General features: G+C 52.1%; 25 protein-coding genes. 12 read left to right on the top strand and 13 right to left on the bottom strand.

Annotation, left to right across the window (positions count from 1 at the left end; all coding sequences use genetic code 11):
• Nucleotides 1–56 precede the first annotated feature (56 nt).
• The 4 genes from I9W95_RS06840 to I9W95_RS06855 form a co-directional block, all read right to left on the bottom strand.
• The gene (locus I9W95_RS06840; RefSeq protein WP_225673207.1) at nucleotides 57–536 is read right to left on the bottom strand and encodes an MgtC/SapB family protein; all 480 of its coding nucleotides are present in this window, start codon (nucleotides 534–536) and stop codon (nucleotides 57–59) included.
• Nucleotides 537–554: 18 nt separating this feature from the next.
• Nucleotides 555–1,082 carry a glutathione peroxidase gene (locus tag I9W95_RS06845; RefSeq protein WP_225673208.1) on the bottom strand — a complete coding sequence of 176 codons (528 nt, stop codon included), beginning with the start codon at nucleotides 1,080–1,082 and terminating at the stop codon, nucleotides 555–557.
• A 71-nt stretch (nucleotides 1,083–1,153) separates the two neighbouring features.
• On the bottom strand, nucleotides 1,154–1,726 hold the full coding sequence (locus tag I9W95_RS06850) for a glutathione peroxidase (protein ID WP_225673210.1): 573 nt from the start codon (nucleotides 1,724–1,726) through the stop codon (nucleotides 1,154–1,156).
• A gap of 73 nt (nucleotides 1,727–1,799) precedes the next feature.
• Nucleotides 1,800–2,180, bottom strand: coding sequence for a DUF2750 domain-containing protein (locus tag I9W95_RS06855; protein ID WP_225673212.1), 381 nt, complete (start codon nucleotides 2,178–2,180; stop codon nucleotides 1,800–1,802).
• 148 nt (nucleotides 2,181–2,328) lie between these two features.
• Between I9W95_RS06855 and I9W95_RS06860 the strand changes: the two genes are divergently transcribed.
• Complete coding sequence (locus I9W95_RS06860) at nucleotides 2,329–2,871, top strand: adenine phosphoribosyltransferase (RefSeq protein WP_225673214.1); 543 nt, start codon at nucleotides 2,329–2,331, stop codon at nucleotides 2,869–2,871.
• A gap of 26 nt (nucleotides 2,872–2,897) precedes the next feature.
• Nucleotides 2,898–3,995 carry a nucleoid-associated protein gene (locus I9W95_RS06865; protein WP_225673216.1) on the top strand — a complete coding sequence of 366 codons (1,098 nt, stop codon included), beginning with the start codon at nucleotides 2,898–2,900 and terminating at the stop codon, nucleotides 3,993–3,995.
• Between the two features lie 47 nt (nucleotides 3,996–4,042).
• Here I9W95_RS06865 and I9W95_RS06870 read toward each other — a convergent pair whose 3' ends face one another.
• Nucleotides 4,043–4,756, bottom strand: a complete 714-nt coding sequence (locus I9W95_RS06870) for a hypothetical protein (protein WP_225673218.1) — start codon at nucleotides 4,754–4,756, stop codon at nucleotides 4,043–4,045.
• 256 nt (nucleotides 4,757–5,012) lie between these two features.
• Here I9W95_RS06870 and dmeF point away from each other — a divergent pair, with 256 nt between their 5' ends.
• Genes dmeF through I9W95_RS06885 form a run of 3 tightly spaced genes read left to right on the top strand, consistent with a single transcriptional unit; the run spans nucleotide 5,013 to nucleotide 6,738 of the window.
• Nucleotides 5,013–6,005 carry a CDF family Co(II)/Ni(II) efflux transporter DmeF gene (dmeF, locus tag I9W95_RS06875; RefSeq protein WP_225673220.1) on the top strand — a complete coding sequence of 331 codons (993 nt, stop codon included), beginning with the start codon at nucleotides 5,013–5,015 and terminating at the stop codon, nucleotides 6,003–6,005.
• 11 nt (nucleotides 6,006–6,016) lie between these two features.
• Complete coding sequence (locus I9W95_RS06880; protein WP_225673222.1) at nucleotides 6,017–6,367, top strand: GFA family protein; 351 nt, start codon at nucleotides 6,017–6,019, stop codon at nucleotides 6,365–6,367.
• Between the two features lie 8 nt (nucleotides 6,368–6,375).
• The gene (locus I9W95_RS06885) at nucleotides 6,376–6,738 is read left to right on the top strand and encodes a DUF4870 family protein (RefSeq protein ID WP_225673224.1); all 363 of its coding nucleotides are present in this window, start codon (nucleotides 6,376–6,378) and stop codon (nucleotides 6,736–6,738) included.
• A gap of 15 nt (nucleotides 6,739–6,753) precedes the next feature.
• Here I9W95_RS06885 and tcdA read toward each other — a convergent pair whose 3' ends face one another.
• The 3 genes from tcdA to I9W95_RS06900 all read right to left on the bottom strand — a co-directional run bounded on the left by tcdA (nucleotide 6,754) and on the right by I9W95_RS06900 (nucleotide 8,898).
• On the bottom strand, nucleotides 6,754–7,548 hold the full coding sequence (gene tcdA, locus I9W95_RS06890) for a tRNA cyclic N6-threonylcarbamoyladenosine(37) synthase TcdA (protein WP_263866125.1): 795 nt from the start codon (nucleotides 7,546–7,548) through the stop codon (nucleotides 6,754–6,756).
• Between the two features lie 54 nt (nucleotides 7,549–7,602).
• A complete protein-coding gene (locus I9W95_RS06895; protein WP_225673228.1) occupies nucleotides 7,603–8,226 on the bottom strand; it encodes a hypothetical protein in 624 nt (207 codons plus the stop codon).
• Nucleotides 8,227–8,427: 201 nt separating this feature from the next.
• Nucleotides 8,428–8,898, bottom strand: a complete 471-nt coding sequence (locus I9W95_RS06900) for an SUF system Fe-S cluster assembly regulator (protein WP_225673231.1) — start codon at nucleotides 8,896–8,898, stop codon at nucleotides 8,428–8,430.
• A gap of 274 nt (nucleotides 8,899–9,172) precedes the next feature.
• Here I9W95_RS06900 and sufB point away from each other — a divergent pair, with 274 nt between their 5' ends.
• From sufB to sufT, 6 genes are all read left to right on the top strand, one after another.
• Entirely contained in the window at nucleotides 9,173–10,615 is a 1,443-nt protein-coding gene (gene sufB, locus I9W95_RS06905; protein WP_225673233.1) for a Fe-S cluster assembly protein SufB, read from the top strand.
• 131 nt (nucleotides 10,616–10,746) lie between these two features.
• The gene (gene sufC, locus I9W95_RS06910) at nucleotides 10,747–11,505 is read left to right on the top strand and encodes a Fe-S cluster assembly ATPase SufC (RefSeq protein ID WP_225673235.1); all 759 of its coding nucleotides are present in this window, start codon (nucleotides 10,747–10,749) and stop codon (nucleotides 11,503–11,505) included.
• A 1-nt stretch (nucleotide 11,506) separates the two neighbouring features.
• The gene (gene sufD / locus I9W95_RS06915) at nucleotides 11,507–12,862 is read left to right on the top strand and encodes a Fe-S cluster assembly protein SufD (protein ID WP_225673237.1); all 1,356 of its coding nucleotides are present in this window, start codon (nucleotides 11,507–11,509) and stop codon (nucleotides 12,860–12,862) included.
• Entirely contained in the window at nucleotides 12,859–14,091 is a 1,233-nt protein-coding gene (locus tag I9W95_RS06920; RefSeq protein ID WP_225673239.1) for an aminotransferase class V-fold PLP-dependent enzyme, read from the top strand. Before sufD ends, I9W95_RS06920 begins: the two co-directional genes overlap by 4 nt.
• Before the next feature lie 10 nt (nucleotides 14,092–14,101).
• The gene (locus I9W95_RS06925) at nucleotides 14,102–14,476 is read left to right on the top strand and encodes a HesB/IscA family protein (RefSeq protein WP_225673241.1); all 375 of its coding nucleotides are present in this window, start codon (nucleotides 14,102–14,104) and stop codon (nucleotides 14,474–14,476) included.
• Nucleotides 14,477–14,808: 332 nt separating this feature from the next.
• Nucleotides 14,809–15,336: a putative Fe-S cluster assembly protein SufT gene (gene sufT, locus I9W95_RS06930; protein ID WP_225673244.1), complete on the top strand. Its 528-nt coding sequence runs from the start codon at nucleotides 14,809–14,811 to the stop codon at nucleotides 15,334–15,336.
• Nucleotides 15,337–15,385: 49 nt separating this feature from the next.
• On the opposite strand, the gene I9W95_RS06935 is transcribed toward sufT, so the two are convergent.
• The 5 genes from I9W95_RS06935 to I9W95_RS06955 all read right to left on the bottom strand — a co-directional run bounded on the left by I9W95_RS06935 (nucleotide 15,386) and on the right by I9W95_RS06955 (nucleotide 21,326).
• Nucleotides 15,386–15,703, bottom strand: coding sequence for a hypothetical protein (locus I9W95_RS06935; RefSeq protein ID WP_225673246.1), 318 nt, complete (start codon nucleotides 15,701–15,703; stop codon nucleotides 15,386–15,388).
• A gap of 11 nt (nucleotides 15,704–15,714) precedes the next feature.
• Nucleotides 15,715–17,574 (bottom strand): TIGR03545 family protein, encoded by a 1,860-nt coding sequence (locus tag I9W95_RS06940; protein ID WP_225673248.1) that lies wholly within the window; start codon nucleotides 17,572–17,574, stop codon nucleotides 15,715–15,717.
• A 4-nt stretch (nucleotides 17,575–17,578) separates the two neighbouring features.
• Complete coding sequence (locus I9W95_RS06945) at nucleotides 17,579–18,085, bottom strand: TIGR03546 family protein (protein WP_225673250.1); 507 nt, start codon at nucleotides 18,083–18,085, stop codon at nucleotides 17,579–17,581.
• A 74-nt stretch (nucleotides 18,086–18,159) separates the two neighbouring features.
• Complete coding sequence (locus I9W95_RS06950) at nucleotides 18,160–20,130, bottom strand: sensor histidine kinase (protein WP_225673252.1); 1,971 nt, start codon at nucleotides 20,128–20,130, stop codon at nucleotides 18,160–18,162.
• A complete protein-coding gene (locus I9W95_RS06955; RefSeq protein WP_225673254.1) occupies nucleotides 20,127–21,326 on the bottom strand; it encodes a transporter substrate-binding protein in 1,200 nt (399 codons plus the stop codon). Before I9W95_RS06955 ends, I9W95_RS06950 begins: the two co-directional genes overlap by 4 nt.
• Nucleotides 21,327–21,568: 242 nt before the next feature.
• Here I9W95_RS06955 and I9W95_RS06960 point away from each other — a divergent pair, with 242 nt between their 5' ends.
• The gene (locus I9W95_RS06960; protein WP_225673256.1) at nucleotides 21,569–22,705 is read left to right on the top strand and encodes an efflux RND transporter periplasmic adaptor subunit; all 1,137 of its coding nucleotides are present in this window, start codon (nucleotides 21,569–21,571) and stop codon (nucleotides 22,703–22,705) included.
• Nucleotides 22,706–22,721 lie beyond the last annotated feature (16 nt).

Below are 22,721 nucleotides of genomic sequence, written 5' to 3' on the forward strand. Positions count from 1 at the left end.
TACCACAAGCTGGCGAGGTTACAAAACCACCTTCAGCGGCACAGAGAATTGCAGATTCAGCGACGTGAACGCCAGTTGCTGTAGCGTGAATGCACGCCTCGGGTGAAGGCAGACGAGTAGTTCTCCAGCAGGTCCACTCCCACCAGAATCACTACAATCAGAAAAGACAACTTGATTGCTACTCTCGGCTCTGCCAACGACAAGGCAACTCCCACTGAAGCCAGCGCCCAGATGGTAGCCGCAGAGGTGACACCCAGTACGATGCCATCCTTTGCCAGCATCACACCAGCTCCAAGAAAACCAACGCCGGTAACCACCTGACCGATAATACGCGAGGCATCAGTGGCATCATTGGAAACCGACTGGGCCAGTGTCACAAACACATAGGTTCCCAGCACGATCAGCGATGACGTGCGGATACCGACCGGTTTACCACGTAACTGGCGCTCTAGCCCTACGACTGTGCCGCAGATCAATGCGGAGCTGATGTGCCACCAGTCCAGCGGCTCAATTGACAGTAATTCAGATAATGTCATGGTTAATTCAGGCGCCAGTCAGGGTTTCAGCAATGCCTTAATATCGTCGTCCGACGGCATACCAAAGCTGCTGTTGGAACTGACAACCTTGCCATTGCGATCGATCAGGTACTTATAGAAGTTCCACTTAGGAGCAACGTCCTGACGCGCAATTTCCTTAAACAATGGGTGCGCTTCTTTCCCTTTCACCGGCACGGTCGCCAGCATGGTGAAAGTCACGCCAAAGTTTTTGAAACACACATCTGCGGCTTCGGCCTCATCATCAGCTTCCTGATTAAATGAATCCGATGACACGCCAATCACCACCAGTCCCTGATCTTTGTATTTCTCATGAATGGCTTCGAGGTCCGAGAATTGGTCAGTGAAACCGCAATGACTGGCAGTGTTAACCAGCATCACCGGATGGCCATCCACAACGTCACACAGATTCAGTATTTTAGAGCTGTGTAACTGTTTCATTTCATGCTGAAAAACGGCTGGGCATTCAGCTGCTGCCGCAAAGCCGATGTGCGTAGAAAAAAGCAGGGTAACCAAGACACGAAGCATGAGTGACTCCACGATAGAAAGAGAATATCCCTAACTATAGAAAAGTCACTGCATGAGCACCAGCCCGTTGATTAACGAGCCGAAAGATATCCGATTTGCAGAGGTGCCTGCAGTTCGCCACGGATCAGAGCATCAAGCGTTTCAGTACTGGGCATGGTAAAGCTGCTGTTGGTAGCCACAACCTGCCCTTCTGCTGTTACCAGATACTTATAGAAACTCCATTTCGGTGCGTAGTACTGCCGGGCGACTTCCTGATACAAAGGATGCGCGTTATCTCCGGCGACATCGACATTGCCAGCCATAGTGAAGGTCACACCGTAATTGTGGAAATAGATGTCAGCGGCAGCATTTTCATCAGCTTTGCCATCAAAGCTATCGGATGAAACACCGATCACGACCAGCCCGTGATCTTTGTAGCGTTCATGAATGGCTTCAAGTTCAGCCAGTTGCTCGACGAAACCACCCCGACTGGCAGTATTCACCAGCAACACCGGCTTACCGGCCGTCACAGCACAGAGGTCGATGCTGGCCTCATTATTCAGCGCCTTGATAGGCTGCTGAAAAATTGCAGGACATTCCGCACTAACAAACGCGCTGGCTGTCATTACTGCACTGAATAGCGATATCTGAATCCCTGTACGCATGATCCGTCTCCACTCAAATTGGATGAATGGGCCAAGCGTACAGACAGAGTGTTACCGTTTTACGGCAACCCCCTTACAGCGCATCTCGCAGGTCATCATCCAGCTCAGACGGTTCCACCAGCAAAGCCTCTTCCTTCAGATTCGGGAAGACCACTAACCAGGTTTCATCGTCTGTAAGACCTTTAGTCCAGCGTTCCAGCCAGACATCGAGAGCCACCGCTTTGGGAGCACAATCTGCCCAATCTCCGTTAGCCCACTCTGAAGCATAGTCGGCGTGTGGCCAAACGGGCAGACAATTGTCGCCATCTGACGTCAATGTCACCCAACCGTCTGAGTTTGCCAGGCTCCAGATTTCGCCATTAGCCACCACTTTGGCAATAAAGTGCTGATAACGCTGATGATTTGACAATTTGAGAGTCGCGAGGTGCTCGCTACGGGATAGCGCATATGTCATGAGAGAGGATCCCATCCGGGCCTGGTAGATATCAAAGGCCGGATTGTATGAACGCCCCGGACATCAGGCAACGAAAAGATACAGCCAGCCCCATGCTGTTTAGCCTCCTTGCGTTTATAATGCGGCGCTTTTGACCGCAGAGAAGACTATGAGCGCTTATTCAGACGATATCCGGAATGCCATCCGAACCGTAGCAGACTGGCCTGAGAAAGGCGTTATGTTCCGCGACATCATGCCCTTGCTGCAGGATGCGGCGGTCTTTCGCAAGCTGATCGACAGCTTTGTTCATCGTTACCAGAACCAGAAGCTGGATGCCATTGCCGCCATCGATGCGCGTGGCTTCATTCTCGGAGCACCATTGGCCTACGAACTGGGCATCAGCCTGGTACCGGTACGCAAGAAAGGTAAACTACCGTTCGAAACCGTCACTCAAAGCTACGACCTGGAATACTGTAGCGCCACCATTGAGCTGCACACCGATGCATTTGCTCCAGGCGATCGTGTTCTGGTGATGGACGACCTCATTGCCACCGGAGGCACCATGCTGGCCGCTTGTGAGCTGGTTAAGCGCCTGCAGGCCGAAGTGGTCGAAGTTGCCGCCATTATCGATCTGCCTGATCTGAACGGTAGCCAGCGCCTGAAGCAGGCTGGTTTTGATGTCTACGCCATCTGTGAATTCGACGGTCACTGATACAACCCGGAATTGAGATCGCCACTATGAGCCTGAAACACTTCGTAACGCATCAAATCAGCAAGGAAAGCAAAGATCCGGCCGCCACCCTGGTCAGCAGTGAACAGGAAGCCGATCTTGAGCATGACAGCCTGGCGCACTTCTATGCGCAGACCAGCGCTCAGCTGAAAGGGGTTTTTACCCAGCGCTCAGGGAAACGCTACGGCGTGTTTCATCCGGAGATCACCCAGGTCAGAGCCCTGATTCAGGACTGGCAGGCAGATCGCCAGACCTTTATCGCTCTGACCCGGCGTATCAGTAAGCAGTTTGCCAACAGCCTCGACAACAGTGAACTGGCCATCGAGGGCTATCTTGCGTTCTTTCTGGAACAGCTGGCCGACAGCGATCGCCTGTATATTTTTCACCTGCGCCGCAAAACCAGTGTCTCCATCAATCCGGATATGACGCTGACAGAAACGCACTACCTCGACTTCTCAAACACCGGCTTCGGCGTGATGCTCAACCTGACAGACTGGCTGGCCGATGATGACAGCAAATACCTGACCTTCAGTTTCGGGCGCGGCGATAAGCCAGTGCAGAATCACTTTGCCGAATGTATTGGCTTTACCGATACATTGAATACGGCAGCCGAGACTGAAGCTTTCCTCGAAATTGTTGACCAGTTCAGCCACACTCTGCCGCCGGAGCAGGGCTTCGAATGCAAGGCCAAGGTTGTGGATTACTGCATGGAACAGGATATGCGCGGCGAACCCGTGGTATTCGAAGAGCTGGCCGATTATCTGTCGAACGAAATCAAGGCAGAGCCGGCCAAGGCGTTTTCCCATTACATCATCGACAAACAGAAAGAACGTCAGGCTGAAGCCCGGCAATCGTTGTCGCCGGAACAACTGGCCGCACAGGGTGCGAGTACGGAAGTCGTGGCAGAAGCGATAAAAACAGAACTGATTCCGGACCGTAAAAAACTGAAAGGCTTTATCCGCTACAGTGGCAAGAACAAAGACCTCAGCCTGAGTTTCTCGGCCAGTATGCTGGAAAAACAGGAAATTGTTTTTGATGGCGTCAGTAACGAATTGCGTATCACGAAGGTACCGGAGTCCCTGCTGAAACAGTTAAAACAGTCCTGAGCAAGTATACGGGTCAGTCAGATGCTGCTGCCTGGCCCGAAGCATCATTATTCCGCTGCCACCTGCGGCATTTGCAGGTTATTCACCAGGAGATCACGGATTGAGCGGCCAGTACGGTCAACAATAAACACGGCGGCCTTTTCGTTGTAAGCCAGCAAGGCTCCCTTCACGAACTTCCACTTACCGGCAATATCGGTTTTCAGTTTTTCATCATGCAGAGAGGCCAGCGCTTCATCGAAACGCTTGCTCTGGCTTTCAATCCCGACCTCAGTAAAGCCGTGGCCACCAAACATACTGGTCTGAAACATCACATAGCTGGCCAGCATGCGCTCAAGACTGTCGAGCATCACCATCACTGCCTGCTCATCAGCTCCACTGCGACTGGCCGGGCGATCCTGATCAAACGCCTGATACAAAGCTTCCTGGCGGATCTGCAGGTTAGGTAACACATTGACCACGTCACCGCTGTCAGCAGCGGCTTTATTATCAGCAACAAACTGCGCGGTCTTTTGCCATTCACTGTTTATGTCCGGCCAGATTCCTGCGATATCGCGACTCAGTACTGTTGCCTCAGACAAAACGTCCTGCAAACGCTGACTGGCAGCCTTATCGCCCCCGTTACGGGTAATCAGACACATTTCCGTTGTCACGCGATGCGCATAAGTCTCGAGCAATTCTCGTTTACGCTGCGCATCGTCAGCCACCGACGCAATCGCAGAGCCGCCAAAACATAACAACAGCAGAAATGTCACAATTTTCAAAGCGGTATCCCCCAAAGAAATACAGGTTAATGGTGAGAATTTATGGCCTGTACGGCATCACTCGTGCCCGGCTCTTATTTATCCTCTGACCATACGAAAAATACGATGCCAGTACCAGTAGTCGATTGCCTCTGTCGGTAAATGACCGCAACTGACAGACGGGCGTCTGCTGGCCAGCTGTCAGCCCCTGTGATACAACACGGCCAACCCTGATACTTTCAGATGACCTCCGATCCAACGCAGTATTATCAGCACAATGGCGAATACACATTCCATAAAGAAGTGGCAACACAGCCATGACTTCAACTCAACGAACAATGAAGGCGAAAAGCGTACGCTTTGGGTACTGATTCTGACCGCCATTACCATGGTGGCGGAAATCGTTGCCGGAGCCTGGTATGGCTCTATGGCCTTGCTGGCGGACGGTTGGCATATGGGCACCCACGTTGCGGCCTTCCTTATCACCCTGTTTGCCTATCGCTATGCCCGTCGTCATGCCAGCAATCCGGAATTCAGTTTTGGTACTGGTAAAGTGAATGTGCTGGGTGGCTTTGCCAGCGCGGTCGCTCTGGCAGTGGTTGCGCTGGTTATGGCAGTTGAATCCGTTGTGCGTCTGTTTGAACCTCAGACCATTCAGTTTACCCAGGCCATCTGGGTAGCCGTTCTGGGTTTGGCGATTAATCTGATCAGCGCCATGTTGCTGGGTCATGATCATCATCACGGTCATGATCACCATCACGACCACGACCACGACCACGACCACGACAATCATCACAAGCATGACCACGACCATCATCATGATATGAATTTATACGCGGCCTACATGCATGTGCTGGCGGATGCTTTGACGTCAGTGCTTGCCATTGCTGCATTGCTGGCAGGTAAATATATGGGGCTGAACTGGCTGGATCCATTGATGGGCATTGTTGGTGCGGTGATTATTGCTCGCTGGGCAGTTGGGCTGGTGAAGGAAAGCGCTCCGGTGCTGCTGGATGCCAGTCTTGCCGAAGAAAAACGAACCGCTATTCGCAAAACCCTGGAACAGGATGCCGATAATATTGTCACAGACATCCATATCTGGCGCGTCAGCGGCAATCACTACGCAGCCATGATATCGTTGATGACACACACGCCTCAGGACGTGTCGCATTACAAACAGCTGCTAAGCGGTTATCGTCAACTGGCACACGTCACCATCGAGGTGAATACCTGTCTGGAACCCGATTGTCCGGTTAACCAGAAGTCATAAGGAGATTGTCGATGAAGTATCAGGGAAGCTGTCACTGCGGGTCTGTTTCATTTCAGTTTGATGCAGACGAGATTACCTCAGGTGTGCGCTGTAATTGCTCGGTATGCCGACGCAAAGGAGCACTGATGACTCCCTATGTCATCGCACCGGAATCCCTGCAGCTGGAGGTCAGAAACGACGCACTTCAGGTCTACCGCTTCGGTAGTGGGATTGCGGCACACTACTTCTGCAAACAATGCGGCATCTACCCTTTCCACCAGACACTGAGAAAAAAAGATCATTACCGCATCAACATTGGTTGTCTTGAAGGTACTGACCCATTCTCTTTGCCAGTCGAAGTGTTTGATGGCGCATCACTCTGAGTGACCTTATGAGCGAACAGAACCCTGCACAACTCCCGGAACCGGACTCTGACCAGAACGATGCCGTACGCACCGCCGCACTGGTTGGTTACCTGTGCATGATTGCTGGCTACTTCACCGGCATTTTCTGGCTGATTGGTGGAATCTGGTGCATGGTCAAACGCAGCGATGCTGATGGCAGTCGCTACGCCGGGCACCTGAATAATCTGATCAGTATTTTCTGGTGGGGGCTTGGACTCACCATCATCGGCTTTGTGCTGAGCCCGTTTATTATCGGCTACTTTATACTGTTGGGCGTATTTATCTGGTCGGTGTACCGCATCGTCAAGGGAATGGCCCTGCTCACCTCAAATAAGCCCTTCCCCCTGTAAACTGCGAGCAAGGTGTCAGCTTTTTTTGCCGGCACCTTCAGCAATGCGCTTCACAACCCGTGCAGCAGCAACAAAACCGAACGTACCGGTCACCATGGTGGCGGAACCAAAACCTGAAGCGCAATCCAGGCGGGTGCTCTCTCCTTCACTTGGCTTCGCCTGACACACGCTGCCATCCGGTTGTGGATAGACCAGCTGCTCAGTGGAGAAAACGCAGGGAATCGAATAATTGCGCGAAGGATTACGCGAGAAGTTGTATTCCCGACGCAGCAAAGAACGTACTTTGCGCGCCAGAGGATCATTGAATGTTTTATTCAGATCCGCCACCTGAATCTGAGTCGGATCGATCTGGCCGCCCGCAGCTCCGGTTGTGACAATGCGGATTTTATTACGCTTGCAGTGAGCAATTAACGCGGCCTTACTTTTTACGCTATCAATGCAATCAATAACGTAATCCAGGCCGGTGTGAATCAGAGTTGTTTGATTCTTTTCGGTAACGAAATCCATAATCGCATGTACCTGACATTCAGGGTTAATGCGACGAATACGTTCAGCAACCGCTTCAACCTTCAGCTTGCCAATTTCGCCGTCCATTGCGTGAATCTGACGATTAGTATTGGTGACGCAGATATCATCCATATCAATCAGAGTGATTTCACCGATACCGGAACGCGCCAGCGCCTCTGCAGCCCAGGTTCCAACACCACCAATGCCAACGACACATACATGTGCCGCCTGTAATCGGCTCAGGCCCTGTACGCCATATAAGCGGCCAATACCGCCAAAACGATCTGTGTATTCCGGACTCAACTGCAAACCTCTGTACTCTGCGGACATCACCGCGGGCTAAGGCGCAGAATTATATCAGAGCTGAGTAACCTGTTCCTGCTTGTCAGAGGCAGGCATACGACGCAGCCAGCGAGCTGTTTCACTGATACGACCAAGGCTTGGTTCGCCACGGATAAACTGACGTACCAACTGATCCTGCTCGGCATCCGGCAGCATACCCAATAACCCTTCACGCAGTTCAGGAATCGGAGCTATACGCGCAGTGAGGGTATCTACCATCAACGTCAGGAACTCAGCAGACAGACGGGCGTGTTCCCGGTAATTGATACTGACCACTGCTTCATCTCCCTGACGCTCGATTACGACGTAGTCGTTAGTCTTCAGAGGGCCACGCGTCAGTTCCAGGAAACGACTGAGATCATCGGAATGTTTGAGCCACTGCTGGCGGTCAGCACCGACCGCAAACACGTCCTGCCACAACTGGCGAAAACGACGAACACTGACCTTTTCCTCAACCACCTTCAGTTCAAGCTTGTCGGCAACCAGCTTGTCCTGTTGATTAGTTTCTCCGTAAAGAGCCACCAGAAACCAGGGGTTATCCAGCGTTTCAAAGCGCCCCACCCCTTTCAGTTCAGTCGACTGACTCAGGGCAGAACACGAAAAAGACAGCAACAGCAGTAACGGCGTTAACAATCTCACAGATGACTCCAAAGCGTAGAGTTGTTGTTCGTTGGGGCCATTCTGGCAAATCACCCTTTCTTTACAACGACGCTTTACGCCATGGTGACAATTTTGATAACTGGTTGACAATTTTTGTCACCCAGCTCAATAAACCCTCAATTCACACTTGACCATTTGGTTAAAAACAGAACCTCAATAGCACTGTATACGGATATCAGGTCAGGAGAGATCAATCAGATCAATGAATGAAGTATGTGGTATCGAATCCCGCACCAGCTGCTGCTGGCGCTCAGGTTGGCGGATATCGTTAAGGGTTACCCGGGCAAGAACCTGAGTAATCAACTGATTTACGCCCCCCCAGTTAGAGGACAGAGAACAGCTGTGCGTGATATCGCAGGCATCCTCTTCTGCCGCGCAGTCGGTCAGCGCCACCGGCCCTTCGAAAGCCTGCACAACATCCAGCATACGAATCTGCGCTGGCGCCCGGGCGATACGATATCCTCCACGTGCTCCACGCTGAGCAATCACCAGACCACTATCGGCCAGTGCTTTCATAACCTTACGCACGGTGGGCATCGCCAGACCGGTTTTGCCCGCAATCTCCTCTCCCGAGAGTTTTACCGCACCGGCTTCTGCCAGTACGTTCAGAACCACTACACCGTAGTCAGTGAGCTTGCTGATTTTAAGCATGAGGCCCGTCCATCATAATGAGAATCTGTCGCAATTGGTCAGATTTCATCCACTTTGCTAGAATGCCCAACCATTAAAGCATACTAATCCGGTATTGATTAACAATATACCCGAGTAAAACACTCTGATATTACTTCAGAATCGGTTATAATCGGCGTATCCGGAATGAATCAAGCGACTGGACTGCTGCAGGAAAGACACCTGCTCAGGCAGACAGCGCAAGGCCGCCAGAGCAGGCAGGACGCCGCCGGGCCCTTCGAAGAGAGACTTCGCTATGAGCAGCAACGCTGAAATTGAACGCCGCATTGGTAATGACTACCAGGCTGGTTTTGTCACCAACATCGAATCCGACACCCTTGCGCCAGGCCTGGACGAAGATGTTGTGCGCTTTATTTCCGCCAAGAAAGGTGAGCCTGAATGGCTGACCGAATGGCGTCTGAAGGCTTTCCGTGCATGGCAGGAAATGGTTGAGCCTGACTGGGCTCACGTCACCTATCCTAAGCCGGACTTTCAGGCACTGTCCTACTACTCTGCGCCGAAGAGCATGGCTGACAAGCCTAAAAGTCTCGACGAAGTCGACCCGGAACTGCTGGCCACCTACGAAAAGCTGGGTATCCCACTGCACGAACAAATGGCACTGGCCGGTGTTGCTGTGGATGCAGTATTCGATTCGGTATCCGTTGCCACCACATTCCGCGAAAAACTGGCTGAAGCTGGCGTTATTTTTATGCCGATTTCCGAAGCAGTACACGAACATCCGGAACTGGTTAAGAAATATCTGGGCAGTGTCGTGCCACAGCGCGACAACTTCTATGCGGCACTGAACTCTGCCGTATTCTCCGACGGCTCCTTTGTTTACATTCCAAAAGGCGTTCGCTGCCCGATGGAACTGTCGACTTACTTCCGTATCAACGAAGCTAAGACCGGCCAGTTCGAACGTACTCTGATTGTTGCCGACGAAGGTTCTCATGTGTCCTATCTTGAGGGCTGCACCGCACCAATGCGCGACGAAAACCAGCTGCACGCCGCGGTGGTAGAGCTGGTCGCCATGGACAATGCTGAAATTAAATACAGCACCGTGCAGAACTGGTATCCGGGTGATAAAGAAGGTAAAGGCGGCATTTATAACTTCGTGACCAAACGCGCAGTCGCACACACCAATGCGAAAGTCAGCTGGACTCAGGTTGAAACCGGCTCTGCCGTTACCTGGAAGTATCCAAGTTGTATTCTTAAAGGCGACAACTCGGTTGGCGAGTTTTATTCCGTTGCTCTGACCAATAATTTCCAACAGGCTGACACCGGCACCAAGATGGTTCACCTGGGCAAAAACACACGCTCGACCATTATTTCCAAGGGTATTTCTGCCGGTAAAAGTCAGAACGCCTACCGTGGCCTGGTGCGTATGAATCCGAACGCCGAAGGCGCCCGTAACTACACCCAGTGTGACTCGCTGTTAATTGGCGACCAGTGTGGCGCGCATACCTTCCCGTACATTGAAAGTAAGCACCCTTCTGCGGTTGTTGAGCACGAAGCCACCACCTCTACCGTCAGCGACGATCAGTTATTCCTCTGCCGTCAGCGCGGTATCGATACAGAAAAAGCTGTATCCATGATCGTTAACGGTTTCTGTAAAGAGGTGTTTAAAGAGCTGCCGATGGAATTTGCCGTAGAAGCGGGCAAATTATTGGAAGTTTCATTGGAAGGCTCTGTTGGTTAATTTGAAGCTACTGCGCTTCAACGGAACACATATCGAATCAGCGCCAGACGCCTGACTTCAGTCGTCCGACCAGAATTAAACGAAAGCGCCCGACGCCAGACACCGGGCGCCAGATTAAACGAGATACAACCATGATCAGCATTAAAAACCTGCACGCTAACGTAGAAGACAAACAAATTCTGAAAGGCCTGAATCTGGAAATTGGTCCAGGTGAAGTGCACGCCATTATGGGTCCGAACGGTGCGGGTAAAAGTACGCTGGGTAACGTACTGTCTGGCCGTGATGGCTACGAAGTGACCGAAGGTTCTGTAGTACTGAACGGTAAAGACATTCTGGAAATGGAGCCGGAAGAACGTGCTCGCGAAGGTCTGTTTCTGGCGTTCCAGTATCCGGTAGAAATTCCGGGGGTATCTAACCTCGAATTCCTGAAAGCATCAGTTGACGCCGTACGCGCACATCAGGGTAAAGACGCACTGGATTCCGTGCAGTTCCTGAAACTGGCGCGTGAAAAGTGCAAAGCCGTGAATCTGGATGCCAGCTTCCTTAAGCGTGGCGTAAACGAAGGTTTCTCCGGTGGTGAGAAAAAGCGCAACGAGCTGATGCAGATGATGCTGCTCGAGCCTGAGCTGTGCATCCTCGATGAAACCGACTCAGGTCTGGATATCGATGCGCTGCAGGTGGTTGCTGAAGGCGTTAACGCTATGCGTGATCCTAAGCGCAGCTTTATTGTGGTTACCCACTATCAGCGTCTGCTTGACTACATCGTGCCTGATTACGTTCACGTTCTGGCCAATGGCCGCATCGTGAAATCCGGCGGTAAAGAGCTGGCTCTGGAGCTGGAAGAAAAAGGCTACGGCTGGCTGGAAAATTCCGATAACGGAGCAGCGTAAGATGGCAGAGCAATTTCAGACACAACAGCTGGCACTGGCCAACAGTGTCGCGCAGCTGCCACTGCTGACCACCCTCAATGCTCAGGGCCGCGAGGCTTTTGCAGAAGCCGCTATGCCAACGCGTAAAACCGAAGCGTGGAAATACACCTCGCTAACCGCTCTGCTGGCCAATGAGTACGGCGCTCCGGCAGTAGCTGGCAGCAATGAACAACTGACTGCAGCAGCAACCATTAATGGTCTGGATGCCGCGCGTCTGGTATTCGTTAACGGCCAGCTGAGCAATGAGTTATCCGATGCTTTAGCACTGCAACAAGTCACGCTGTTCAGTCAGGCAAACGATGGCCAGCAGGCGCTGATCAGCGAAAAACTGAACAGCGTACTGACTCAGGCACAAGGTTCTGAGCATCTGTTTAACGACCTGAACAATGCCAACGTGAACGAAGGCGTGTTAATTCATGTCGGTAAAAATGAGCGTCTGCAGCAACCACTGCAGATCAGCTACCTGACCACGCAGAATGCTAACCCGTTTGCGGTAACCGCCCGTATATTGCTGGTGATGGAAACCGGTGCGGATGCTACCGTTGTTGAGCACTACGGCTCCGACGAACACGCCCAGGTGAATTTCACCAACGCGTTGACGGAAATTCTGGTCGGCGACAACGCACGCCTGCAACATTACCGCCTGAACCTGATGCAGGAAGAATCCCTGCACATTGGCAGCACTCATATCGATCTCGGCCGCGACAGCCAGTACAACGCCTTCCATCTGGCGCTGGGCAGCCGCATCACCCGCAGCGATCTTGTAGTGAACCACAACAAAGGTGGCTCTCACTGTGAAATCAGCGGCGTGTATATTCCGCAGAATCAGCAGCTGGTCGACTTCCATACCTGCATCGAGCACAAGGTAGCGCACTGCACCAGTAATGAAGTGTTCCGCGGCATTATGAACGACAAAGCCAAAGCCGTATTTAATGGCCGTATTCATATTCATCCGCAAGCGCAGAAAACACTGGCTGAACTGAGCAACAAAAACCTGCTGCTGACCAACAGTGCCGAAATCAATACCAAGCCTGAGCTGGAAATTTACGCCGACGACGTAAAATGTGCGCACGGCGCAACCGTTGCTCAGCTGGATGAAAAAGGTCTGTTCTATCTGCGCAGCCGTGGCATCAGCAAACGTGAAGCAGAAGTCATTATGAGCTTCGGTTTTATTAACGAATTGCTGGAGGCCCTGCCTGACGAAGCCATTACCAATCTGCTGCGCCCGATTCTGGCTCAGCGTTTTGGCCGTGAGCAGGATCTGGCCCTTCATCTGCTGGAAAATGAAGCGGCTGGCATTGCCGGAGAAAACGCATGAGCAATCTGTCAGCAGACGTTCTGAACAGTATTCGTGAACAGTTCCCTGCCCTGCATCAGGAAGTGAACTGCAAACCGTTAATCTATCTGGATAACGGTGCTACCACGCAAAAACCGAAAGCAGTTATTGATGCTCTGCAGCGTTATTACGAGCACGACAACTCCAATGTGCACCGTGGCGCGCACACACTGAGTGATCGTGCTACCGAGCAATTTGAAAATGCGCGTAAAACCGTTCAGGCCTTTTTAAACGCAGCCAAAGCTGAAGAAATCGTCTGGACCCGTGGTACCACTGAAGCCATTAACCTGGTAGCCAGTACCTGGGGCCGTGCCAATATTCAGAGCGGTGACCGCATTCTGGTTTCCGGCATGGAACACCATTCCAACATCGTGCCGTGGCAGATGCTGTGTGAACAAAGCGGTGCCGAACTGCTGCCGATTCCGGTGCTCGACAATGGCGAGCTGGATATGGCCGCGTTTGCCGAACTGCTGACACCGGCTGTAAAACTGGTTTCGGTTGTTCATGTGTCCAATGCACTGGGCACCATTAACCCGGTGGCCGAGATTATCAGTCAGGCGCACGCCATGGGCGCGAAAGTCATGGTCGATGGCGCGCAGGCGGTTGCCCACTGGGATATCGACGTGCAGGCGCTGGATGCCGACTTCTATGCATTCTCGGGTCATAAGCTGTTTGGCCCAACCGGTATTGGCGTACTGTACGGTAAAGAAGCCCTGCTGAATGCTATGCCGCCTTATCAGGGTGGTGGTGAAATGATTGAGCACGTCAGCTTTACAAAAACCACCTATAACGGCCTGCCGTATAAATTTGAAGCCGGTACACCGAATATCGCCGGAGCCATTGGTCTGGCGGCGGCCATCGATTACCTGAATACACTCGATCGTGCCGCGCTGGCTGCACACGAAGATGCTCTGCTGGCACGTGCCAATGAACTGGCCGCAGAGATTGGTGGTATTCGGATTATCGGTAATGCGGCGAAAAAAGCATCGGTATTCAGCTTTATTCTGGAAGGTGCACACCCGGCTGACGTAGGTACCCTGCTCGACCAGCAAGGTATTGCCGTGCGTACCGGCCACCACTGTGCGATGCCAGTAATGGAACAGTTTAAAGTGCCGGGCACTGTGCGTGCTTCGTTTACTTTCTACAACACCCTGGATGAAGTCGACGCCTTATTCAAAGGCCTCGAAAAAGCCAAAATGTTTTTACTGTGAGGATGGAAGGATGACCACCGAAACCTTTGATCCAAAAAGCTTTGATCCGACTGCAGCGCCATCAGTCAGCATGACCGATGCAGCAATTACCCACGTGCGTAAGCAACTGGTGAAAAATCCGCAGATGCAGGGTATTCGCCTGGGCGTGAAGAAGAGCGGTTGCTCCGGCTTTAAGTACGATATTGAGTTTGTGGAACAAGCCAGCGACGGTGATATCACCATTGCCGTTGCAGACGATGTGAAGTTGTTTGTGGCGGCCGATGCCAGCGCCTTTGTCAAAGGCACTGAGATCGATTTCACCAAAGAAGGATTGAACAGCACGATTAAGTTCAATAACCCGAATGCCAAAGACTTGTGCGGCTGCGGGGAATCCTTCAACGTCTGAAGCTATCTGCATTGCTGCTGCGTCGTTGCAGCTGATTTCGGAATACTCACGTACAACCCGGTACGCTCCGCTTCCTCAATCAGCTGCGCCTCGCATCAGCGGCTTCGATAACGCTTCAGAGTAATTTGGACGCCTCGCGCTGCATCCAGCCACTGAGAGAAGCCTTACGGGTTTGATAACGCTTCAGAGTCATTGCCGGACGCCTTACGTTGAAGTAGCGGCTTCGATAAAACTTCAGAAGCCTCTATAATGCGCGCCCTGTAGGGTGGGCACTGCCCACCAGCTGATTAATACACATCCGCCCGACGGAACAACACCACAAGAGGAAGGCTATGGAACGCAGAATGGTTGTCGCACATCAGGAGTGCCCTGCCCGTATGGTTCCATCCGGTACACCAACTGTGATTCCGGCGGGTAGCTTTGTGACTATCAATCAGGCCCTCGGCGGTAATTACACGGTAACGCTGCATGGCAATATGCTGCGCGTGGATGGTACCGATGCGGCGGCACTGGGCCTTGAATCGGAAGACATTGTCTACGAAGAACGCGGTGATGATGTGGTGCATGAAGACCAGGTTCGTCAGGCGCTGCGTACTATTTACGACCCGGAAATTCCGATTAACCTGCTCGATCTTGGTCTGATTTACGGTATCGATATTAATGGCCATGCGGTGAATATCCGTATGACCCTGACCGCTCCGACCTGTGGCATGGGCCCGGTATTAATCTCTGATGTGAAATACCGTGTTGCCAAAGTGCCTAACGTTGAATCGGTAGCGGTTGAGCTGGTGTTCGATCCACCATGGCACCGTGACATGATGACCGAAGAAGCCCAGCTGGAAGCCGGGCTGTTCTTCTGAACGAACTCAAAAAACGGGGCGATGCCCCGTTTTTTTATCGTTGTCTGAATTAAGACTCAGCCTCTTTGGTTCCCGGCGGATTAATATCCAGCAAGTAGTGTCCGTATACCTGTCCCTGTTTAAGATCAATCACAATCACCATCGCGACCCCCTGATACTGACTGTTTACCAGAACGTGTTCAAACTCGTTCCCCATACGATAAACATGGGTCACTTTTCCTTCACGGCAGTCGGCAATGCCAAAATCTTCAGCAGGGATCGCTTCGACATAAGACCAGAAGTCCAGCGGTGGAGTACTGTCCTCAACACGTAAAGGTGCATTGCGTGTCGCGTTAAATTCTTCATCAGTCAGCTTTCTGGTCTGCATGTTACTATCTCTTAAAACAGGTTTTTCAATTTTTCTCTGGCTTTATCAGCCGCTTCTTTCTTCTTGCGTTCAAGCTCTGCTTTTTCAGCATCACGTTTAGCTTTCAGCTCAGCTTCTTTACGGTCTGCTTTTTCTTTCGCTTCCCGCTCTTTCTGAGCCTGATAATCTTCCAGCTTTGTTTCACCCAGCGACGACAGCTGATCCAGCTTATCTGACAGGCTTCCATCCATTTCATTCAGACGCTGAAGATCCTGTGCTGATCCGCCGAGATATTCATTCAGACGCTGATTAATGGCTAAGCTCAGCTTCTGTTCGAGTTCATTCTGTCTGGCTTTCATCCGCTGGCTGAAAGCAGCACTGATCTGGCGATCGAGGTCTGAACCAAATTCCAGCGCTGGTGAAGTCAGCTTACCACGTGCTCCGGCACGAACATCGAACTTACGAATTCCCTTCAGCGCCGAGCCCAGCTCCCTGGCCAGCGTTGTTTTACCCTGCGTAGAAAACTCTGTCTGACTGAACTGCATATCTGCCTGTGCGTTGACATTTCCTTCAGTAACCACTGCCAGCCCCTGCACCTGCGCTACCGCTTTTTGCAATTCCGCACCGGCGACGCCCAGCTTCATACTGCGTACTGTCCAGTCTTTAACACTCAGTGTCAGCGTATCGGTTCCCGGCTTTTTCCGATGGTCCAGTACGGCATCGAGAGTCAGGTCTTCGATATCTTCAAGGCCAGCGCCATTGACAACAACATGGGCAGGCTTACCAAGCACATCCGGTTGATGCGTTACATTTTCAACGAAGATCATCAGATCGCCACGTACGGTTGACGCCGACAACTGGGCATTGCGCAGCAGAAAATCCGGCCATGGGTTGTCCGTTGGGAAATGAATGAAACTACCTTCACGTACATACGCCACATCCTCGCTGGCTTCTTCGCCACTGTCGAGATACGGCTGGACCTTGTCATACCAGTAAAGCGCCTGCTCCGCCCACTCACCGGCCTCAGAACCAAACAGCAAAGCAGAAAGGTTAGCTGCTCCTTCTGCGGTCAACTGATACTTGCTGCGGATTGAATCCATATCCCAGGCTGGTGCGGCTTTCAACTCTTTCAATCGGAGTGCGAGTTCTGAACGAGCCTCAGAGATTGCCTTTCTGGCTTCCGCAATGGCCTGCTTATCGTTACGAAACTGCTTTTTAAGTTCGTCCAGTTTTGCCTTGCGCGCTTTGAAGTCCTCGATAGACTCAAAGCGACCGGAAGTCAGTGCTTTGATTTCGTTCTCATAACGGCTCAGCGCTGAACCATCCGGGATACTCTCCATTGTACTTTCGACCGAACCGCGGTGCTTCGCATAGGCTTCCCTGAAGGCCTTACCCGCAGTTTCTGTATGCAATTGCTCACGCGCCAGAATCTCTTCCGCCGTTGGCAACTCGACACCACTCAGAAGTGAGTCCTGAGATTTATCATTCTCGATATTATCTTCGGTAACCGGCTCTTTGGCATCTTGCTCAAGCGTGCCATCAACAGATCTGGCTGTTGAAAATTTCAGGCCATCTACCCGAAGGTCTTCAATGATCGCTTTTCCCAACAGCAAAGGGCCTATAGCCAGCTGTGCATCAGCGCGCTCAAACTCCAGCAGGTTTTGCATCGGTTTTTCAGCATCGGCAACAGTGAGATTATCAACCCGTACACCCAATGGGCTGAAACTCAGAGATACATTTTCAGCATCGACTTTTGCGCCGGCAGCACGCGAGCCAAAGTACTCGATGCCCCATTTCATCAAAGGACCTGCTGCAAACAGAAAAAATACAGCCAACAGAGCGGCTACGACAACAAAAGCGGTCAGACCTGACCAGCGAATCCATTGCTTCATGGTCTTACTCCGCTAACGACTTATACAGGTTGTAGAATTTTCCAGCCTTCAGGACCTGAACGACCTTAAGCCGGCTGATCCAGTTGAGCAGGCGCTGCCTGTACATAACGATGAGCAAGCGACTCAATACAAACACCGGGATAAACGCCAGCAACGACAACAATAAACCACCCAGAACCAGCGTGTGGTTAAACGCCGTCATTCTCCAGAAATCCGACTGGTAAAGTTCAGTCCAGAAATCCTGCAAGCCCGGTTGTGCAAGCAAAGATGCTCCCAACTGGACTGAAAGAGGATCGATAACCATAGCCAGCAGCGAGAATGCCGCCACGCCAAGAAAGAAAGCGCTGAGGTTGACGCGAATAACGAACGCCAGCAACAGAACCAGCAGATTATGCAGGCTGAACATCGGCGTAAGCGCCACTATCAGCGACATAGAAAAAGCGAGTGCTACCTGCCATGGCGCTGACTCGGAATTCAGCGCTTTGAGGAGTTTGGCCAACATCGTCAACATATATGCGTTCCCGGCATAGACTTCAGTGGACGATCACTATAACAAGAGCCCATCCGGGGGGAAATGTCGCTGACTCAGACTGGCTCTCTTTGTTTGGCTCGGGGTAATGCAATTCTTAAGCGGGTGCCCTGCCCGACCTTGCTTTGCACACGGATATGGCCGCCGTGGGCTTCCACAATTGAATGAGCGACCGACAACCCTAACCCAAGCCCCTCTCCGACCGGTCTCGTGGTAAAAAATGGATTAAAAATATGCGCGACACGCGCTTCCTCAATACCTGCCCCATTATCCTGGAATTCGATCAGGTGCTGTATTTCATCGCTCCAGGCGCGAATCCGTACTTTGCCGTTCTCGTCGCAGGCACGCCAGGCATTGTCGAGTAGCGCAGCAAACACTTTCCGCATCTGTTCTGCTTTAAAGCAAATGGGTTCGCAGATGCGGATATCGACCTCAATAACCACTTTTTGTCTGACTTCCGCCGGCAGATCAGCGATAACGTGCTGAATTACTTCATTCAGATCTACGGCTTGTTCTTCTGCTTTATCCAGCTCTGAGAATACACGCAGACTGCCAACAATATGTTTCACTCGCCCCAGCCCCGTCAGAGATTCCTCTACCAGACTGCGCATATCGTCATAAACGTACTGGATATCTTCCTGCTGCTGATACTGCAGAATTTTTTCGGCCAGCTGCTCAGCGTCTTCCGTATTTCCGTCGGTCACAGCCCGTATATAACGGTCGTACAGATCAATCAGCACAATATAGACATCGGTATACTGGCGCATGGTGTCGATGTTAGCGGTTACCACACTCATCGGGTTATTGATCTCATGAGCAACCCCCGCTGCCAGTTGGCCAATCGATGCCATCTTTTCAGTCTGAACCAGCTGTGCCTGAGTATTGCGCAATGACGACGCCATGCGATTGAACTCCCGAGCGAGCATCCCAAGCTCATCACGACGGTCTTCGTCTACACGCACCTGACGCTGACCATTGCCGATTTTCTCAAAATTCACAGCGAGTTCTTTCAGTGGCCGGGTCAGGGTACCGCTCACCCGCCTCCCGACCATCAGCAGGACCACCATCAATACTCCCGAACCGATACTGGCACTGATCCTCAGATCTCTGACAGCAGCAAGTGCCTTACTTTTATTCTGACGCACCATAACCACACCGTTGAGCGCAGGCACGGGCTTCAGACTGACCAGCCAGGTAGCCTCGTCATCGTTGATCTCCGCACTGATATCAGCGCCAAGATAGGAAGATGTCAGCAAGCGATTAAGGTGGCTGCCAGAGCGGGTGCTCAGCTGCTGGCCTATCTGCTGAAAGGTGCCGTCATCACTGGCGATATACAGGGATTGAAGAACATCCGAATCGTTGCTTTCCACCTCAATCAGACGACCCAGAATACTGACCGATGGCATCTGAATGACCACTCCGAGAATATCCCGGTCAACCACCGGAGCAGCCAGTGTGGCGTACTGTTCTGTATCTGCCGGGCTGATTTCAATCACACTATCCATATGCCAGAGTGCCCGCTCAAAAGCCTTCCGCAACGGACTGCCGATAAAGTCACCATGCAGCAGGTTGCGTCCGTACAGCGCACTTTGTGAAGCGGAAAACACAACATCGCCATCCAAGTTCACCAGCAATAAGTCGGTTAAGCCCTGTTTTTCAGCGTAATAGGCCAGATAATTGCGGTAACGGTCCTCCAGTTCCTGGTATTCCATGGAATAGATTTCACGCGAGCCGAAAACCGCCGAAAAGGCTTTCATAGCCTGTTGCAGATAAGGAGAGCGGGACAGAATCCGGTTGTCTTCAATCTGCACGTCTACCCGACCATCCAGCGTCTTCATCAGTGTTGCAGCCGAATGGCGCATTTCTGTAGTAACCCGATGTCTCAGCTGCTCTTCGGCATAGCCGAGGCCAATCACCACAAGAAGCACGACAGGCAACATCACCAGCAAGGTCATCCAGAACAGAAGCCGGGCGCGCATCGACTGGAATTCAAATTGCCGCAGGCGGGAGAAGAAGACCGGTTTCATGACGACGAAGACCCGGTTATCGCACTGCGCCATTCTCCGCCGGCATTGCGCCAGTAGATGGTCAGAAAATGAAGCCAGTCAGACGGCGCTTCCAGTCCGGGAAACATCACAGGGCGAAGAGGTTGATCTGACATCCACATCAGAACCTCTCCATCAGTCAGACGATCAGACGATTTTTTAATGATATATACAGGGCGCCATGTCCCCTCCAGGTGCTGATCAATCTGCGCAGGACCACTGGCAATCAGTGCATTACTGCTGCGCAAATGCTCTTTCCATTGGCGCGAAGAATTCAGATGATCACTGTCGAGCGCCTGCTGCCACAGTTGCGCCATCCAGTGACTATTGATTCTGACCGGATTCAGTTCACCTAACAGGCTCTTTAAGCGCACATTTTCAGGGTTATGGCGATTGTCGTAGTAGCCCGAGACATAGTAGAGCGAGGACTCGTCCGCCGGGCGCTGGTCAATACACAGTGAAAAGACGCTGGCACCACTGCTTTCCAATCCGGAAATGAACCCCGGTACGGCTATCCATTCACAAGCATCAAAAACAATCACGTCAGATTTGTAGTACTTTGCCTTATCAATAATCGAGCTTATTTCACTGCTATCACGCATGAACTCCCTGTCAATCAATGACAGCTGTTTATCTGCATTCAGCTGCCCTGAAATCAACCGCGCCAGCATGTGGGAACGTGCGGATTCACTGCCAATAAACATGATATTGCGGCCCAGGTTGTGACGGATCCAGCTGATGGAAGGAAACAGGTACTGACTCGCCACAGGGCCAAGATGCACCACCTGATCTGAATCGATCAATCCCTCCGAACTTGCCGGATACAAAAGGACCGCTTTATGGCGTTCAAGCGCGGGAATCAGAGTTCTGACGCAGGCGGAATCGCCACAGCCCATGACAATGTGAACACCGCTGGCAAGATGGGTTTCCAGTTGTTCAACCAGCTTTCCTGCTGGCTGATGACTGTCGAGAAACAGAATATTCAGGCGTTGATGAGCCTGTGCTGCCGCCTCATTCAGCCAGACCGGCAAATCCGTTGCGAGATGACGATCCCGCTCCGCCAGCTGACTGCTGAGATCAGCGACAATAATCACCGACTGAGCCTCTTTCTGAACTGGCCAGAACCAGGCAATCAGCAGTACCGTCAACACCAGAACAGAAATAACGGTCGCTTTCATGGGCGAGTTCCGGGTGGTTACCTACACTGAAGGATAGCTGCCCCATCTGGTTGCGTTGTAATAAGTAGTAAACACAGAGACTGAATTATTGTAACTACTCAACCCCCTATTGTTTCATCGGAGCCAACAATCCATTCCGTTTCGGGGCGCTAGTAGGAATTATTCGCAACAGATATAAAGTCAACTAGCCTCAGCAGAATTCTTTCTGCTAACCAAGATTTCTCATATTAAGGATGCCGGAAATGTCACGAATTTTTCCCCGCCGCGGTTTCTTAGTTGCCGCATCCACCCTGGTACTGACCCTGACCGGGTGCAGTGACGAACAGGGTGGTGCATCTCAGGCCATGCAAATGCCACCCACGGCTGTCGGTGTGGTGACACTGAACAGCGAAACACTGGAACTGAAGGACACCCTGCCAGCCCGGGTATCCGCTTTCCGTACCGCTGAAATCCGCCCTCAGGTAAGCGGTATTATCCTTAAGCGTTTCTTTGCCGAAGGTGCAACGGTTAACGCTGGCGACAAACTGTATCAGATTGATCCGACCCTGTATGAAGCAGACCTGGCCAGCGCCGAAGCTCAGCTGGCAGTAGCCGAAGCAAACGCTTACACAGCAAGTCTTAAAGCCAAGCGCTACAAAGAGTTGTCGAAGAAGTCGGCGATCAGCGCTCAGGAAGTGGATGACTCTGATGCCGCCGCCAAACAGGCTGCTGCGCAGGTAAAAGCAGCACAGGCCGCCGTCCGCGCTGCACGCATTAATCTCAGCTACACCGAGATCACCGCCCCTATTTCCGGTGTTATCAGCCGCTCGACTATTACCGAAGGTGCTCTGGTATCGGCGCAGCAGGCAACACCGCTGACCATTATCCGTCAGCTGTCACCAGTGTACGTCGACGTTAAGCGTCCTGCTGCATCACTGCTGAGCATGAAAAACCCGGATCTGTCCCGCGAAGTTACTGTAGAGCTGGATGACGGCACGCCATTTGCCGAAACCGGCACCCTGCAGTTTGCAGACGTCAGCGTGGATGAAGGTACCGGCACCATCAACCTGCGCGCCCTGTTCGACAACAAAGACGCTACTCTGCTGCCAGGTATGTTTGTACGCGCCAAAGTGCCAAGCACCCTGGTCAACGATGCCATTCTGGTGCCACAGCAAGCGGTGATGCGTCAGGCCACAGGTGAAACCATTGCCTGGGTTGTCGGCACCGATAGTTCCGCACAGATGAGAAATATTGTGGTAACCCGCGCGATTGGCGACAAATGGCTGCTGCAAGCCGGCCTGGAAGTTGGTGAACGCGTAGTTGTCAGCGGTATCCAGAAGTTGCAGATGGCTCGTACCCGTGACCCGATCCCGGTTGCGCCAGAAGAAACCGAGCTGTAAAGGAGCATCCTGACTT

This window comes from Thalassolituus marinus (genome assembly GCF_020320395.1).
Classification (GTDB): domain Bacteria; phylum Pseudomonadota; class Gammaproteobacteria; order Pseudomonadales; family Oceanobacteraceae; genus Venatoribacter; species Venatoribacter marinus.

Coding starts and splice junctions, on each gene's coding strand:
- I9W95_RS06850 (WP_225673210.1), bottom strand. CDS start 1,726: ATGCGTACAGGGATTCAGATATCGCTATTCAGTGCAGTAATGACAGCC.
- dmeF (WP_225673220.1), top strand. CDS start 5,013: ATGGCGAATACACATTCCATAAAGAAGTGGCAACACAGCCATGACTTC.
- I9W95_RS06940 (WP_225673248.1), bottom strand. CDS start 17,574: ATGAAGCAATGGATTCGCTGGTCAGGTCTGACCGCTTTTGTTGTCGTA.
- I9W95_RS06935 (WP_225673246.1), bottom strand. CDS start 15,703: ATGCAGACCAGAAAGCTGACTGATGAAGAATTTAACGCGACACGCAAT.
- I9W95_RS06865 (WP_225673216.1), top strand. CDS start 2,898: ATGAGCCTGAAACACTTCGTAACGCATCAAATCAGCAAGGAAAGCAAA.
- I9W95_RS06900 (WP_225673231.1), bottom strand. CDS start 8,898: ATGCTTAAAATCAGCAAGCTCACTGACTACGGTGTAGTGGTTCTGAAC.
- I9W95_RS06955 (WP_225673254.1), bottom strand. CDS start 21,326: ATGAAAGCGACCGTTATTTCTGTTCTGGTGTTGACGGTACTGCTGATT.
- sufC (WP_225673235.1), top strand. CDS start 10,747: ATGATCAGCATTAAAAACCTGCACGCTAACGTAGAAGACAAACAAATT.
- I9W95_RS06950 (WP_225673252.1), bottom strand. CDS start 20,130: ATGAAACCGGTCTTCTTCTCCCGCCTGCGGCAATTTGAATTCCAGTCG.
- sufD (WP_225673237.1), top strand. CDS start 11,507: ATGGCAGAGCAATTTCAGACACAACAGCTGGCACTGGCCAACAGTGTC.
- sufB (WP_225673233.1), top strand. CDS start 9,173: ATGAGCAGCAACGCTGAAATTGAACGCCGCATTGGTAATGACTACCAG.
- I9W95_RS06885 (WP_225673224.1), top strand. CDS start 6,376: ATGAGCGAACAGAACCCTGCACAACTCCCGGAACCGGACTCTGACCAG.
- sufT (WP_225673244.1), top strand. CDS start 14,809: ATGGAACGCAGAATGGTTGTCGCACATCAGGAGTGCCCTGCCCGTATG.
- I9W95_RS06860 (WP_225673214.1), top strand. CDS start 2,329: ATGAGCGCTTATTCAGACGATATCCGGAATGCCATCCGAACCGTAGCA.
- I9W95_RS06840 (WP_225673207.1), bottom strand. CDS start 536: ATGACATTATCTGAATTACTGTCAATTGAGCCGCTGGACTGGTGGCAC.
- I9W95_RS06925 (WP_225673241.1), top strand. CDS start 14,102: ATGACCACCGAAACCTTTGATCCAAAAAGCTTTGATCCGACTGCAGCG.
- I9W95_RS06960 (WP_225673256.1), top strand. CDS start 21,569: ATGTCACGAATTTTTCCCCGCCGCGGTTTCTTAGTTGCCGCATCCACC.
- I9W95_RS06880 (WP_225673222.1), top strand. CDS start 6,017: ATGAAGTATCAGGGAAGCTGTCACTGCGGGTCTGTTTCATTTCAGTTT.
- I9W95_RS06845 (WP_225673208.1), bottom strand. CDS start 1,082: ATGCTTCGTGTCTTGGTTACCCTGCTTTTTTCTACGCACATCGGCTTT.
- I9W95_RS06855 (WP_225673212.1), bottom strand. CDS start 2,180: ATGACATATGCGCTATCCCGTAGCGAGCACCTCGCGACTCTCAAATTG.
- I9W95_RS06945 (WP_225673250.1), bottom strand. CDS start 18,085: ATGTTGACGATGTTGGCCAAACTCCTCAAAGCGCTGAATTCCGAGTCA.
- I9W95_RS06920 (WP_225673239.1), top strand. CDS start 12,859: ATGAGCAATCTGTCAGCAGACGTTCTGAACAGTATTCGTGAACAGTTC.